The organism is Amycolatopsis melonis, assembly GCF_040064235.1.
GTDB lineage: Bacteria > Actinomycetota > Actinomycetes > Mycobacteriales > Pseudonocardiaceae > Amycolatopsis > Amycolatopsis melonis.
Genome location: NZ_JBDZYD010000004.1, coordinates 38,781 through 54,986, shown reverse-complemented (window position 1 = coordinate 54,986; position 16,206 = coordinate 38,781). Strand labels below are relative to the sequence as shown.

Here is a 16,206-nt window from a genome sequence, read left to right as displayed (position 1 = left end):
GCCGTTGGGGCGGGTCGCGCGGGGTTGGGTGGTTGGCATGGCTGGGACAACCCCCCCCCGCCCCCCCCCCCACGACCGCGCGAAGTTGTGCAAAGTTCTCAAAGTGGACATTTATGTCGGACTTTGCGTCCTGCGTGGACAGTCGAGAAGATGCTTCACGCTCCCGGTCTGTCGCCAACTCGCCACGACGCGTTTGCCTTGCCCCTCAATAACCCGAATTACCACTCACGACACCTGCGGGTTGCACCCGGGCGGGCTGAAAGGGACTTTCGTCTCGTCTGGTGCGACGAAAGGGACTTTCGTCGCGTCAGACGCCAGGAAAGTCCCTTTCAGCCCGCGCCGATCGGTGGATCCAGGTCAGATGAGACGCGGGCATGCCGGCGGCAGCGGGGTCACCGGAACTCCAGGCCGGTGAACTCCCGGGCGTCACGCCACTGCTGCAGCACCCGGAAGAACGTCATCACGTCGGCCGTCACGTAGTCCTGGAACAGGGAGAACGCGCCGAGCCCGCCTGCCTCGTTGTTGATGTAGCCGGGTGTGCAGTCGGCGGTCAGGAACGCCGCCCAGTCCTCGTCGACCTCCACGTTCTGCATCCAGTCGTCCTCGGCCTGCCGCGTGACCTCGACGACGCCGGCGCCTTCGTCGAGGGCGTGCGCGATGACCGTCGCGACGGTGCGGGCGGACTCCATCAGGATGTGCGTGACGTTCGAAAACCGCATCGCGCCCGTGGCCGGCTGGACGAGGAACGCGTTCGGGAACCCGTGCACGTGGATGCTGTGCATGGTGCGCATGCCGTCGGCCCAGTACTCCGAGAGCCGCGCGCCGTCGCGGCCGACCGCGTCGAACCCGACCCGGCGGGTCGGCGCGGTGTTGACCTCGAACCCGGACGCGAAAATAATGCAGTCCACTTCGTACTCGACGCCGTCGACGACGACGCCCCGCTCGGTGATCCGCTCCGGGCCCTTGCCGTCCGTGTCGACCAGGTGCACCGTCGGCACGTTGAAGGCGTCCAGGAACTCGTCGTTGAACGCCATCCGCTTGCACGAGACGTGGTACCAGGGCTTGAGCAGCTCCGCGGTCTGCGGGTCCTTCACCGTCGCGTCCACCCTGGCGTGGATTTCGTGCATCTTCTTGAGGTCGGCGAACAGCCAGCCCTTGACCCCCTCGGGGGCGTCGGGGTCCGTGCTCGGTCCCTGGCCTCCGGAGTTGCGCCACATCCGGGCCATCGCCGTGAAGCCGTCGTCGATCAGGCACTCCTCCGGCGGTTCGGCCGCGGTCATGGTGTCCGCGTAGTTCTCCAGCCAGCGTTGCTGCCACCCGGGCGTGGCGATCCGGGCGAACCAGTCCGGGTCGACCGGGCGGTTGTTGCGGACGTCGACCACGCTCGGGGTGCGCTGGAAGACGAACAGCTCCTGGCACGCGGCCGCCAGTTCCGGCACGGCCTGCACCGCGGTGGCGGCGCTGCCGATGATCGCCACCCGCTTGTCACGCAGGTTGTCCAGCGGCCCGCCGTCGGGATCGCCGGTGTAGGCGTAGTCCCACCGGCTCGTGTGGAACATGTGCCCGGCGAACTTCTCGACCCCGGGGACGCCCGGCAGCTTCGGCACCGACAGGTGGCCGAGCCCGTAGCTGACGAACTGCGCGGTGAACTCGTCACCGCGGTCGGTCCGCACCGTCCACAGCCGCGCCGTCTCGTCCCACACCAGGTCGGTGACCCGGGTGTGGAAGAGCCCCTTGTCGTACATGTCGTACTGCTTCGCGATCCGCTGGCAGTGCTCGAGGATCTCCGGGCCGGACGGGTACCACTCGGTGGGCATGTACCCGGTCTCCTCCAGCAACGGCAGGTAGAGCAGGGACGCGACGTCGCACCGGACCCCCGGATACCGGTTCCAGTACCAGGTCCCGCCGACGTCCCCGCCGCTCTCGACCACCCGGACGTCGGTGACCCCGGCCTCCTTCAGGTACGCGGTGGTCATCAGCCCGGCGAACCCCGCGCCGATCACCGCGACCGTGACGTGGTCGCGGACCGGCTCGCGCTCGACCCGTTCGGTGAACGGGTCCTCGGTCAGATGCGTGTGCTCTTCGCTGAGCAGCACGTACTGCGCGGCGCCGTCCGGCCGGGTCCGCTTGGTCCGCTCGGCGGCGTACTTCTCCAGGATCTTCGGGACATCGGGCTGGAACATCAGTGCGTCTCCTCGGACTGGGCTTTGTGCGGGTCAGCGGTCCCGCCGGTCATGTCGCCGAGCGCCACCACGATCTTCCGTGGCCCGGTGAACGGGCTGCGCGAGTGCGCGACCAGCATGTTGTCGATGATCAGGACGTCGCCCTCCTGCCAGGTGAACGCGACCGACTCGCGGTCCATCAGCTCCCTGACCTCGGTCACCACGGCGTCGTCGATGACGCCGCCGTCACCCCAGAAGACGTTGCGGGGCATGCCGTCCTCACCGCAGATCTCGGCCAGCGACGCGCGGGTCTCCGCGTCCAGCGCCGACGGGTGGTGCAGTGCCAGCTGGTTGAAGAACACCCGCTCGCCGGTCACCGGGTGGTGCAGGACCGCGTCGGCCTGACGCGAGGTCCGCAGGCCGCCACCCGGCGTCCATTCGAAGCTCGTGCCCTCCTCGGCGCACTTGCGCTCGACCTCGGCCGGGTCGTCGGTGCCGTAGAACCGCGACCAGCTGACGTCGACGCCCTCGATGAACGTGCGGACGTAGCGGAGTTTCCGTGCGGCGAACTCCTCGGCCAGCTCCGGCCGCATCCGGTCCAGGACCGTCCGGCAGTCGACGATCGGCGTCTGGCCCCCGGTCAGCGGCGCGACGACACAGGAGAAGAACTGGCGCATCGGCCACTGCGGCAGGTGGGAACTCTCGTTGTGGAACAGGATCGAGAGGTCTTCCGGGTACGGGGTCGACTGGTAGACGCGCTCCGATTCGCCCTCCCGCGGGAGGTCCCCGTACTCCCGGAAGAGGGTGCTGCACAACGCCGACGCGGCCTGCTCGAACTTCTCCACCGAGCCGCCGTGGAACCCACGCAGCAGCACCGCGCCGTGCCGCAGCAGCCGGGCGTCGATCTCGTCGCGGTTCGCGCGCAGCCAGCCGGGCAGGTCGACGCCGGGCCCGGACGGCGTGAGGACGGCGGGCGTCGACGGCGACTCCGGCAGGAAGCCGAAGGTCACCGCGTCTCCGGCGGCAGCGGGCACCGACCGCCGGGTGGCGCCCAGGAGGGGGCGGGGCCCCGGCGAAGTGACTGCGTTCATGTGGTTGGTCCTCGTTTCCTTTGCGGTGGAAGCGTTTGTCCCCGGTGTCATCGGATCATCTCGGCGAGTTGGGCCACCGCGGGCGCGCGCAGGATGCCGTGGTGGGTTGCCGTCACCGACGCGACGGCGAGGCCGGGGCCGACCACCGATTTCCAGTCCTCTGTGGAATCTGTCTCCGCACGTACCAGCAACACGGGGAAGTCCGGTCGGTCCACTGTGGAGTGTTGCTGGGCGAAGAAGCGGTCCAAAGTGGTCACGTTGGCCGCGAAGACGTCCAGCAGGTTCTGCAGCTCCGGCTCACCGGAGCCGGGAGCCAGCAGCCCGGCGTTGTGCATGGCCTTGAGCAGGTCCTGCCTGCCGGCGGGCAGCTCCATGTCGTGATGGACGGCGAAGCGGTGGACCGGGTCGTCGCCGGGCAGCGGCGCCAGGCCGCCGTCGACGATGACCAGCCGGGTCACCTCGCGCCCGGACCGGCGCAGTGCCCCGGCCGTGGCGTAGGCGATGATCCCGCCGGAGCCCCAGCCGACGAGCACCGGGGCGGCGTCGCCCGCGGCCGCGATGGCCGCCGCGTTCTCCTCCGCCATGGCAGTGAGGTCCTGCGGGAGCGGACGGCCGTGCAGGCCCGGGGATTCGATCCCGAAGACCGGCCGGTCTTCGGGCAGCGCACGGGCCAGGTCCCAGTAGGCCAGCGTGGTGCCGTCGGCCGGGTGGACGCAGAAGACGGCCTGCGGTCCGCGGGCGGCGCGCAGCAGGACCAGGGTCGAGTCCTGGAACCCGCTTTCGCGCACCAGCGACGCCATCGCCGCGGCGGTCGGCGCGCTGAACGCCGCGGACATCGGCAGCCGGCAGCCGAAGGTGGTGTTGATCTGGGCCATGAGCTTGATCGCGCGCAGCGACTGCCCGCCGAGCTCGAAGAAGTCGTCGTCCGGCGACGAGACGTCCTGTCCGAGGACCGCGGACCAGATCGCCACCAGGCGCTGCTCCACCGAGTCGCGCGGACGGCCTGCCCTGGCCTTCGGCGGCGCGATCGGCGCGAGGGCCCGGCGGTCGAGCTTTCCGTTGGCGGTCAACGGAAGCCGCTCCAGCACCTGCCAGCCGGTCGGCACCACGGCGGCCGGGAGCCGTCCGGCGACGGCCGTCCGCACCTGTTCGATCGAGAGCGCCCCGGCGGCGACGAGGTAGGCGTCGAGATGCGTGATCAGGCCGCTGTCGTCCCCGCGCGCCACGACCGCGGCGGCCCCGACGCCGGGCAGCTCGGTCAGCACCGCTTCGATCTCGCCGGTCTGGACGCGGTGCCCGCGCAGCTTCACCTGGTCGTCGAGCCGGCCGAGGATCTCGACGCCGCCGGGCACGAGGCGGCCGAGGTCGCCGGTCCGGTAGGTGCCGCCGAAGCCCGGCTGCCCGAGATAGCCAAGGCCCACACCGGGTCCGCTGACCACCACCTCACCGGGGCACCAGGGCGGCACCGGGATGCCCGCGGCGTCGACCACGGTCAGGACGTTCGCGCCCAGGCCACCGCCGACGGGGATCGAGGAGCAGCGTTCGTCGATCTCCTCGTCGAGTGCCAGGCAGGAGGCGCCGACCGTCGTCTCGGTCGGGCCGTAGTGGTTGTACACGCGCAGCGACGGCGCGATCTCGCGCAGCCGCTCGTACAGCGGACGCGGCAGCCGTTCCCCGCCGAGCACGAGTGCCTCGCCCGGCAGCAGCGCGAGCGGATCGGCGGCCTCTGCCAGCAGCGCCGAGAGGTGCGAGGGAACCAGCTTCAGCGCGGCGGCGGGATGCGCGCGGAACCACTCGGCGAGCGCGGCCGGGCTGGTGGCGGTCTCGGCGGGGATGAGCTGGACGCAGCCGCCGCTCGCCAGGGCCGGGAAGATCGCCGTGTAGGCCAGGTCCGCGGCGAGGGTGGAGACAGCGGCGAACTCGGCACCCTCGGACAGGCCGAGGGTTTTTTCGATGGCCGCGGTGTAGTGGGCGACCTGGTCGTGGCCGATGACCACGCCCTTCGGCACGCCCGAGGTACCCGAAGTGAAGATCACGTAGGCCGCGCCCGCGGTCTCGGTGGCGGCTGCCGAGATCGTCCGGACGGAGACGCCGGGATCGGTCTCCGGATCGGGGGTGAGCAGCAGCGCGGGGGCGGCTTCGCGGAGGATGGTCTCGACCCGCTGCTCCGGCCACGCGGGGTCGACGGGGACGAACGCCGCCCCGGCGAACCAGATCCCGAGCATCGCGACGACGGTCTCGGCCGAAGCCGGTGCCAGCAGGGCGACCCGGTCCCCAGTGGACACTCCGTGCTCGCGCAGCAGCCGGGCGACCGTGTCGGCGCGTAGGGCAACGTCGCGATAGGACAGGACGGTTTCGCCGCAGCGCAGTGCGGGTCGGTCGGGAGTCCGGGCTGCTTGATCGAGGAACCGTTCGGGCACTGAGGGGTATCGCGTTTCCGGCCCGGTCGGCTGGTCCGGTGTGCCCGGCGTGGTGAGCCGCAGCCCGCCGACACCAGGCTCCACGCTCCCGGCCAATTCGTCCGGCGCGCCCGGCGCGGCCAGCCGCAACCCGCCGCCACGCTCCGCACTCCCAGCCGACTCGCCCAGCTCGCCCGGCGCGGTGAGCCGCAACCCACCAACACCACGCTCCACGCTCCCGGCCAGCAGATCGGCAAGCTGATGCCCATACGCCGCCGCCACGAGGTCCAAGTCGGCCTGGGCGATCCGGCCTGCGTCGCCGACGAAAGTCAGGCGCAGGCTCCGCGACCCACGGACGCAGTCCAGATGCAGCAGCCCGGTCGCGGGCTCCTCGGCCGAAAGCTGCCCGTCCCACCGGTCTTCGCGGTGCCGGTAAGAGATCCCGCCACCAACCGTCCCCGGGTCGACCTCGTTCTCGATCGTCGCGACGAAGCCGAGGACTTCCTGCGCCGCCCGGAGCGCGTCCGCGATCGGGGTGTCCACAGTGAACTCCAGCCGCACCGGTACCGGCCGTTCCAGCAGGCCGAGCACGGTCTCCAGGCCCTCCGTGGACCGCCCGTCGGACAGCACCACCACCCGGTCGTCGGCGTCCTGCCCGTACCGGCCGGACAGCGCGCGCCAGAGCGCGAGCAGCACGGCCGCTTCGCTCACGCCGTGCCGGACGGCGAGTTCGTCCAGCCGGTCCAGCGCCGGGCCCTCCACCACGGCCGAGACGCGCACGGCGTCCCCGTGGCCGCCCGGCTTGAGGAAGGGCAGCGCCGGCGCCGGTTCGTCGTCCGCCGGACGTGCCGAGTGCGCCAGGACTTCGCCGAGCCAGGCGGCGATGTCGGCGTACTGCAGCTCCGCCTCGGCGACCGGGTCGCCGAGCAGCAGCCCGGCAAGGCTGCTCCAGGACTCGTCGTCGACGCTCAGCCGCGGCAGGCTGAGGACCAGCCGCGTGCCGTCCGGGCCGGGCTCCTGCTCGACAGTAAGTGCACCGGCCCGGAACACGGTGACCCCGTTCGCCTGCCGGTCGATCGTCACCGGACCCGCCGGATCCACGACCTGGACGGGAGTCAGCATGCCCGAGAGTTCGCGGTACCGCGTGCGGAGAATCTCGTGCGCCGAGACCGCCGCGGCGATCCTGGCCTCCAGGTCCGCTCCGGCGATGTGCGCGGTGGTGCGGAAGGTGCGCGACGCCGTGCCGCCTGCCTCGCCCGACCGGGCGAGCTGCTGCGGGGCGAGCTGGTAGCCCTCCTCCTGCTGGGTCTCCAGGCTCGTCATTCTTGGTCCTCCCCGGGTGTCGAGTGCACGAGTTCCGCCGCGTCGCCGCCGTCGGACGGGTCATAGAGCCGGCGCGCCGAACGCACCGGCGAGAACACCAAAACCAGGGCGGCCACCAGGGTCCCGCCCGCCGCCACCAGCAGGGTCGTCCGCAGCCCGGCCGCGGCGCCGAACGCGCCGCCGAGCAGCGAGCCGATCGAGAACGCCCCCAGGATGCAGGTGCGCGACGTGGCGACCACCCGGCCGAGCAGCTCGTCCGGCGTGACGATCTGCCGGTAGCTGACGATGTTCATGTTGAAGATCGGGATGCCGAACTGGACGATGAACGACGAGGCCGCCACGGCCGCGACGTCCGCGGCCGAATTTCCGTTGACCGCGGCCAGGATCAGGTAGCCCGCGACGGGCATCACCAGCGCCGTGATCATCATCGGGCCGACGCCGAACCGGCCGGTCAGCCGGTCGCCGAAGACCGCGCCGAGCAGCGCGCCCACACTGCCGACCGCGAGGACCAGGCCGACCTGCGCCGCGCCGATGCCGATGTGGACCAGGTAGAGGAAGAAGACCGCCAGCTGCATGGCCGCGAACAGGTTGATGGTCACCGCGGCCGTGGTGATCGAGCGCAGCAGCGGGTTCCGCGTGATCACCGCGAACCCCTCGCGGATCGACGCGCGGACCGAGAGCGTCTTCGCTTCGGGCTGCGGCTCCGGCGCCTTGTCGGCGGGCAGCCCGGCCACCGTGACGACGGACAGGAGGTAGGTCGCCGTGTCCACCACGATCGCGGCCGGCGCCCCGAGCGTGCTGACCAGCAGCCCCGCCGCTCCCGGACCGGCGACCTGCGCCGCCGAGTCCGACACCTGCATCTTCCCGTTCGCCGAGCCGACCTGGTCCCGGCCGAGCAGACCGGGCGTGTACGACTGGAGGGCGACCTCGAAGAACACGGTCATGGTGCCGACGACGAAGACCACGACGTACAGCTGCGCGATGGTCAGCACGCCGAGGAAGTGCGCGATCGGGATCCAGGCCAGTGCCGCGGCGCGCACGACGTCGGCGGCGATGATCACCGGCCGCCGGGCGCGGCGGTCCAGCCACACGCCGACGAACAGGCCGAACAGCAGGAACGGCACCATGTCGAGGGCGCCGAGCACGCCGGCTTCCAGCGGCGTCGCGTGCAGCAGCAGGACGGCGGTCAGCGGTACCGCGACGAAGGTGATCTGGGTGCCGAACAGCGAAGCCGTCTGGCCGGTGAACAGCAGCAGGAAGTTCCGCTGCCGGAACAGGGAACGCGGCTTCACCTCCGCGGTCGCCGTGGTCTCGCTCATAGCTCTGGCCAACTTTCTGCGGTCGTGGACATCGGGGCTGGACGGGCGGCGACGGCAACCCGGCGGCGGCCGAAGGCCGGGGGCTTCCGGACGATCTCGGCGCCGATCGGCCGCCCGGGGTCGGCGACCAGCCAGCCGAGCAGGCGCTCGAAGCGCCCGACCAGGGACCGGACCGCCGATTCGTCGTAGAGGTCGGTGGCGTACTCGACGACGCCCTCGATCCCGGCGGGCCGTCCGTCCGGCCGGAATCCGCCGCGCAGCAGGAAGTTCAGGTCGAACTTCGCCGAGGCCCGCCCGGGAACCTCCACCACGGCGACCCCCAGGCCCGGCAGGGCGAAGTCCGCCCCGGCGGTCGTGTCGAAGGAGAGCATCACCTGGAACAGGGGGTGGTGGGCCAGGGTCCGGCGGGGCGCCAGGATCTCCACCAGGCGCTCGAACGGCAGATCCTGGTTCTCGAACGCCGCCAGGTCCGTCCGGCGGACCCGGTCGAGCAGTTCGAGGAACGTCGGATCGCCGGAGACGTCGGTGCGCAGCACCAGCGAGTTGATGAAGAACCCGACCATGTCGTCCAGCGCCGCGTCGGTGCGCCCGGCCGCCGCCGTGCCCAGCAGGACGTCCGGGCCGGCGCCCGACTGCGCCAGCAGCACCGCCAGCACCGCCTGCACCACCATGAACGGGGTCACGCCCGCGCCGCGGGCCACCTCCTCGACCCGGGCGTGCACCTCGGCGCCGATCGTGACCGGCACCTCGGCACCCCGGTGGCTGGCGACCGCGGGCCGGGGACGGCGGAACGACAGCGACAGCTCCGGCGGCATCCCGGCCAGCGCGTCGCGCCAGTAGGCCGACTGCCGCGCCACGACGCTGTCCGGGTCGTCCTCGGTCCCGAGGAGTTCCCGTTGCCACAGGGCGTAGTCGGCGTACTGGACCGGCAGCTCGGCCCAGTCCGGCGCCGTCCCGGCCAGCCGTGCGGCGTAGGCCGTCGCCAGATCCCGGCTCAACGGCCCCACCGACCAGCCGTCGCAGGCGATGTGGTGCAGCAGCAGCACGAGCAGGTGGTCGTCCGGGCCCAGCGCGTAACCCTGCGCCCGCACCGGGATCTCGGCCGCCAGGTCGAAGACGTACCCGGCGGCCTCGGCCACCAGCTCCGCGACCGGCCGTCCCGCGGCAGCGGCCCACTCCAGCGGCAGCACGACCTCGGTGGCGGGCACGATCCGCTGGAACGGCTCGCCGCCGACCGCCGGGAAGACGGTCCGCAGGCTTTCGTGGCGCCGCACGACGTCGCGCAGTGCCGCCGCCAGCGCGCCGCGGTCCAGCGGCCCGGACAGGCGCAGCACCACCGGCATGTTGTAGGTCGCCGCCGGCCCGGCCAGCTGGCCGATGGTCCACAGCCGCTGCTGGGCGAACGACAGCGGCAGCGGATCGGGGCGGTCCGTGGCCGTCAACGCCGGGCGCGGCCGGGCGGCCGTGCCGAGCGCTGCCGCCAGTGCGGCGACGTTCGGCGCCTCGAACAGGGTGCGGATGCCGACCTCCAGCCCCAGCTCGGCCCGGATGCGCGCGACGAGCCGGGTCGCCAGCAGCGAGTGGCCGCCGAGCTGGAAGAAGTCGTCGTCGACGCCCACCTCGGGCAGCCCCAGCACCTCGGCGAACGCCGTGCACAGCTGCCCCTGGAGTGCCGTGGCCGGCGCGCGCCGGGTCGAGGCGGCCGCGTAGTCCGGGGCGGGCAGGGCCTTGCGGTCCAGCTTCCCGTTGGCCGTCAGCGGCAGCCGGTCCAGTACCACGATCGCGGCGGGCACCATGTACTCCGGCAGCAGGCCGGCGGCGTGCCCGCGCAAGAGGCCGGGCAGGTCCTCGGCGGTGCTTCCCGGCTCCGGCACCACGTAACCGACCAGCCGCTTGTCGCCGGGGACGTCCTCCCGGACGGCGGCGACGGCGCGGGTGACGCCGGGGTGAGCGGCGAGCGCGGCCTCCACTTCGCCGGTCTCGATCCGGAACCCGCGGATCTTCACCTGGTCGTCGGAGCGGCCGAGGAACTCCAGTGTCCCGTCGCCGTGCCAGCGCACCAGGTCGCCGGTCCGGTACATCCGCTCCCCCGGCGCGCCGAACGGGCAGGCCACGAACCGCTCCGCGGTCACGCCCGGCCGGTTCAGGTAGCCGCGCGCCAGGCCCGGCCCGGCGATGTAGGCCTCCCCGGTCACGCCGGGTGCCACCGGCTCCAGGGCGTCGTCGAGCACGAACACCCGCATGGTCGGGGTGGGCCGGCCGAGTACCGGCTGCGGCGTGACACGCGGGTCGGCGAAGACCTGGTAGACCGTGCACTCGGTGGGCCCGTAGAAGCTGAAGCCGCGGGTGCCGGCGCCGGCCGAGCCGAGCCACTCCCACAGCGGCTGCGGCACCGCCTCCCCGCCGACACCCAGCAGCGCCGGCAACGGACGGTCGCTGAACAGGCCGGCGGCCACCGCGGACGCCATGTGCGAAGGGGTCAGTTCCAGGAAGTCGACGTCGTGCGCGTCCAGCCAGGCGCCCAGCAGCCCGGTGTCGGCCAGCTCCTCGCGGCCGACGACGTGCAGTTCGTGGCCCTCGGTGAGGGCGGACAGCTGGTCCCAGACGGCGTCGAAGGAGATGGAGGTGGTCAGCGCCACCCGCAGCGGCCGGTCCCGCGGCGCGGTGGCGGCACCGAAGACGGCCTCGCGGTGCACGGCGAGGAAGCTGGTGATGCCCCGGTGCGGCATCGCGACGCCCTTGGGGGTGCCGGTCGAGCCGGAGGTGTAGATGACGTAGGCGGGGTGCGCCGGGTCGAGCGGAGCAGTGCGGTCGGTGTCGGCCGGGTCGTGGTCCCGGACCGGCAGGGCGGGCGCCGGATCGAGCGGAGCGGTGCGGTCGGCGTCGGCCGGGTCGTGGTCCCGGGCCGAGAGCGCGAGCGCCGGGTCGTCGAGGACCAGCAGTGGGGCGTCGGCGGGTAGCCGGTCCACCGTGTCCAGCCGGGTCACCACGTACGCGGGCCGGGCGTCGGAGACCATGAAGCGGATGCGGTCCAGCGGGTACTCGACGTCGATCGGCAGGTACGCCGCTCCGGACTTCAACACTCCCAGCAGTGCCACGATGAGGTCGGCCGAGCGGGGCAGGGCCAGCGCCACGACGGACTCGGGACCCACCCCTTGCGCGATCAGGTGATGTGCCAGGCGGTTGGCCCGGACGTTGAGGTCGCCGTAAGTCAGGACGACCTCGCCGGCGACGACGGCGGTGGCCTGCGGCTGCCGGGCCACCTGGGCCTCGAACAGCGCGGGCAGCGTGTCGGCGGGCAGGGTGCCGATGTCCGGCTCGTTCCACGTACGCAGGACCTGTTCGCGCTCGCCGCCCGAGAGCACGGCGACGCGGTCGGCCCGCTGGTCCGGGTCGCGGGTCAGGCCGTCGAGCACGCGCACGAAACGCTCGGCGATCCGCTCGGCGCTGTCCCGGTCGAACAGGTCGGCGGCATACGTGAGAGCGCCGGTCAGTCCGGCGGGCCGTCCGTGCTCGTCGTGCCGCTCGGTCAGGTCGAAGGACAGGTCGAACTTGGCCGGCGGTTCGCCGTCGGGCAGCAGGCCCACGGCCAAGCCGGGCAGGTCGAGGACCGGCTCGGCGGTGTTCTGCAACGCGAGCGACACCTGGAACAGCGGATGGCGGGCCATGGAGCGGACCGGGGCCAGCTCCTCGACGATCCGCTCGAACGGCACGTCCTGGTGCGCCAGCGCGTCCAGCGTGGCCTCGCGCACCCGGGCGATCAGGGCGCGGAACGACGGCCCGCCTGCCAGGTCGGCACGCAGGACCAAGGTGTTGACGAACAACCCGACGAGGTCGTCGAGCGCCGTGTCGGTGCGGCCGGCGATCGGGAAGCCGATCGGGACGTCCGTCCCCGCGCCGAGCCGGGACAGCAGCGTGGCCAGTGCGGCCTGCAGCACCATGAACGCCGTCGCGCCTTCGGCCATGGCCAGCTCGGCGATCCGGGCGTGGAGCGCGGCGGGCAGCTCCAGGAGCACGCTCGCGCCCTGGTGGGTGGCGACCGCCGGGCGGGGCCGGTCGGCCGGCAGGGCGAGTTCCTCCGGCAGCCCGGCCAGCACGCGGCGCCAGTACGCCAGCTGCCGGCTCAGCACGCTCTGCGGATCCTGCGCCGAGCCCAGCAGTTCCCGTTGCCACAGCGTGTAATCCGTGTACTGCACCGGCAGCGGCGCCCACTCCGGTGCTCGTCCGGCACAGCGCGCCGCGTACGCCGCCGAGAGGTCCCGCATCAGCGGGGCCAGCGACCAGCCGTCGCCCGCGATGTGGTGCATCAGCAGGACCAGCACGTGTTCGTCCGCACCCGCCTCGAACAGCCAGGCCCGCAACGGCGCCTCGGCCGACAGGTCGAAGCAGTGCTGCACGGCTTCGGCCACCAGCGAGGCGGCACCGGACGGCACCACCGTCAGCACGTCGAGTTCGTCGGCAGGCAGCACCAGCTGGTACGGCTCTCCTTCGGCCGTCCGGAAGACGGTGCGCAGCACCTCGTGGCGCCCGAGGACGTCACGCAGGGCGGCGGCGAGCGCCCGGACGTCGACGGGGCCGGACAGCCCGATCACCGACGGGACGTTGTACGTCGTGCTGCGCCCCTCCAGCTGGTCCAGGAACCACAGCCGCTGCTGGGCGAACGACAGCGGCGGCCGCTCCGGGCGCACCGCGGCCACCAGCGCCGGCCGCGCGGGCCCGGCGGTGTCCAGCACACCGGCCAGCGCGGCGACGGTGGGTGCTTCGAACAGGACGCGGATGGCCGGTTCGACGCCGAGCACGGCGCGGACGCGGGCGACCAGCCGGGCCGCCAGCAGGGAATGGCCGCCGAGTTCGAAGAAGTTGTCGTCGACGCCCACTTCCGGCAGCCCCAGCACCTCGGCGAACACTGCGCACAGGGCCTTCTCGCGGGCAGTGACCGGCGCCCGGCGCGTGGCAGCGGCGGCGTAGTCCGGGGCAGGCAATGCACGGCGGTCGAGTTTTCCGTTGGCAGTCAACGGGAATCCGTCGACGACGACGACCGCCGACGGCACCATGTACTCCGGCAGCACCGTGGCGGCGTGCCGGCGCAGCAGGCCGGGCAGGTCCTCGGCGGTGCTGCCGGGCTCCGGCACCACGTAACCGACCAGCCGCTGGTCGCCGGGGATGTCCTCCCGGGCCACCACCGCGGCGCGCGCGACGCCAGGGTGTCCGGCCAGCGCTGCCGCCACTTCGCCGGTCTCGATCCGGAACCCGCGGATCTTCACCTGGTCGTCGGCCCGTCCCAGGTATTCCAGTGTCCCGTCCGGCCGCCACCGGGCCAGGTCGCCGGACCGGTACATCCGCTCGCCGGGCGCCCCGAACGGGCAGGCCACGAACCGGGTCGCGGTCAGCTCCGGCCGGTTCAGGTAGCCGCGCGCGAGCTGGGAACCGGCCACGTACAGCTCACCCGCGACGCCGGCGGGCACCGGCTGCAACCGCTCGTCGAGCACCAGGACGGCCAGTCCCGGGAGCGCGGTGCCGATCAGGCTGCGGGCCGATGACGCGGCGACCAGCTCCGGGTCCAGCGCCAGGATGGTGGTGTGGACGGTGGTCTCGGTGATGCCGTACATGTTCACCAGCTGCGCGGAACTGTCCGGGTAGCGCTCGTACCACTCCTGGACGCGCTCGAACGCCAGCGCCTCGCCGCCGAAGACCACGGTGCGCAGCGCCAGTTTCCGGGGCTGCGCCCGCAGCAGCTCGGCGAACGCCGACGGCGTCTGGTTGAGGACCGTGACCCGCTCGGCGGCCAGCAGTTCCAGCAGCTCCGCCGGGGACCGGGTGACGTCGGCGGGCACCACGACCAGCCGTCCGCCGGACAGCAGCGGGCCCCAGATCTCCCACACCGAGAAGTCGAACGCCAGCGAGTGCAGCATCGTCCACACGTCGCCGGGACCGAAGCCGAACGCGTCCCGGGTGGCCGTCAGCAGGCTGACGACGTTGCGGTGCGGGACCAGCACGCCCTTGGGGTCGCCGGTCGAGCCGGACGTGAAGATGACGTAGGCCGGATGTCCGGGGTGCAGCGGCGAACGCCGCTCGGCGTCGGCGAGATCGTGCGACGGCTGTGCCGCGAGGACGTCCCGGGTGTCGGCCTGGTCGAGGACGACGACCGGCACGCCGGACGCGGGCAGGTCCACGCCGCCGGCACTGACGATCGCGACCGGGTCGACGTCGGCCAGCATCCGTTCGATCCGCTGCGGCGGCAGCGCCGGGTCCACCGGCAGGTAGGCCGCGCCGGCCTTGAGGACGGCCAGGACGGCGACGATCATGTCCACCGAGCGGGGCAGCGCGACCGCGACCCGGCGTTCCGGTCCGGCGCCGTGGGCGGTGAGCAGCCGGGCGAGCCGGTTGGCCCGCGCGTTCAGTTCGCCGTAGGAGATCCGGTCGGCACCGCACGCCACCGCTTCGGCGTCCGGGGTGTCCCGTGCGCGTTCCTCGAACCAGGCGGGCAGCGTGGTTCCGGGAACCTCGAGGGCGTGACCGGCCAGGCCTTCGGACCTCGCCCGCTCGGCGTCGGTCCGGACGTCCACGGTGCCGGCCCGCTGGTCCGGATCGGCGGCGAGCTGCCCGAGCACCCGCTCGAACCGCCCGGCCAGTGTCCGGACCGTGTCGTCGTCGAACAGGCTGGTGGCGTACTCCACGGTCCCGGTGATCCCGGACGGCCGTCCGTCGGGTCCGTGCTGCTCCCGCAGCTCGAAGTTGAGGTCGAACTTGGCGGTGTCCCAGGCCGGGGTCTCCAGCTCCCCGACCGTCAGGCCGGGCAGCTCGAAGCCGACCCGGGCGCCGGCCTCGAACGCGAGCATGACCTGGAACAGCGGATGCCGGTTCGGCGACCGCGGCAGATCGGCGGCCGCCACCAGCCGCTCGAACGGCAGATCCTGGTGGTCCAGTGCCGCCAGGTCGGCGTCGCGGACCCGGGCCAGCAGCTCGCGGAAGGTCGGCTCCCCCGACAGGTCGGTCCGCAGCACCAGGGTGTTGACGAACAGCCCGACCAGGTCGTCCAGCGCGTCGTCGAGGCGGCCGGCCACCGGGGTGCCCAGCGGGATGTCGGTGCCCGCCCCCAGCCGGGAGAGCAGCACCGCGAGCCCGGCCTGCACCACCATGAACGGGGTGACGCCGGTCTCGCGGGCCAGTTCTTCGATGCGGGCGTGGGTCGCCGCGCCGACGTCCACCGGCACCTGCGCGCCACGGCGGTCGGCGGACGCCGGCCGCGGCCGGTCGTACGGCAGCGCCAGTTCCTCCGGCAGCCCGGCCAGCGCCGCCCGCCAGTACGCCGTCTGCCGGGCCAGCACGCTGCCGGGGTCATCGGCGTCCCCCAGCAGCTCCAGCTGCCACTGCGTGTAGTCGGTGTACTGGACCGGCAGCTCGTCCCACTCCGGCGCGGTCCCCGCGGCCCGTGCCGCGTAGGCGGTACGGAGATCCCGGCTCAGCGGGCCCGCCGACCAGCCGTCACAGGCGATGTGGTGGACCAGCAGGAGCAGCACGTGCTCGTCCGGGCTGATCGAGAATCCCCGCGCCCGCACCGGGATCTCGGCGGCGAGGTCGAACACGTACCCCGCCGCCTCGGTCACCAGCGCGGCCGCCTCCGCCGGACCGGCGTCGGCCCAGACGACCGGCAGCACGACCTCCCCGGCGGGCACGACCCGCTGGAACGGCTCGCCGTCCGCCACCCCGAAGACGGTCCGCAGGCTCTCGTGCCGCCCCACCACGTCCAGCAGCGCCTGCTGGAGCGCGGCCCGGTCCAGCGTCCCCGACAGCCGCAGCACCCACGGGACGTTGTAGACCGGGCTCGGCCCCTCCACCTGGCCGATGAACCACAGCCGCCGCTGGGCGAACGACAAGGGAATCACAGCAGGCTCCTCACAGCACTGGGACA

Annotated in this window: 4 protein-coding genes and 1 pseudogene; all 5 read right to left on the bottom strand. The window is 72.8% G+C overall.

Annotated elements, in window-relative coordinates; all coding sequences use genetic code 11:
• Window positions 1-392: 392 nt before the first annotated feature.
• Complete coding sequence (locus ABJI51_RS11230; RefSeq protein WP_348949883.1) at window positions 393-2,183, bottom strand: flavin-containing monooxygenase; 1,791 nt, start codon at window positions 2,181-2,183, stop codon at window positions 393-395.
• Window positions 2,183-3,253, bottom strand: a complete 1,071-nt coding sequence (locus tag ABJI51_RS11225) for a TauD/TfdA family dioxygenase (RefSeq protein ID WP_348949881.1) — start codon at window positions 3,251-3,253, stop codon at window positions 2,183-2,185. The genes ABJI51_RS11230 and ABJI51_RS11225 overlap by 1 nt, the downstream gene beginning before the upstream one ends.
• Before the next feature lie 47 nt (window positions 3,254-3,300).
• The gene (locus ABJI51_RS11220) at window positions 3,301-6,975 is read right to left on the bottom strand and encodes a non-ribosomal peptide synthetase (RefSeq protein ID WP_348949879.1); all 3,675 of its coding nucleotides are present in this window, start codon (window positions 6,973-6,975) and stop codon (window positions 3,301-3,303) included.
• Complete coding sequence (locus ABJI51_RS11215; protein WP_348949877.1) at window positions 6,972-8,294, bottom strand: MFS transporter; 1,323 nt, start codon at window positions 8,292-8,294, stop codon at window positions 6,972-6,974. Before ABJI51_RS11215 ends, ABJI51_RS11220 begins: the two co-directional genes overlap by 4 nt.
• Window positions 8,291-16,180 (bottom strand): annotated as a pseudogene (locus ABJI51_RS11210) (amino acid adenylation domain-containing protein); the annotation flags it as partial. The pseudogene ABJI51_RS11210 and the gene ABJI51_RS11215, both read right to left, overlap by 4 nt.
• Window positions 16,181-16,206: the final 26 nt, after the last annotated feature.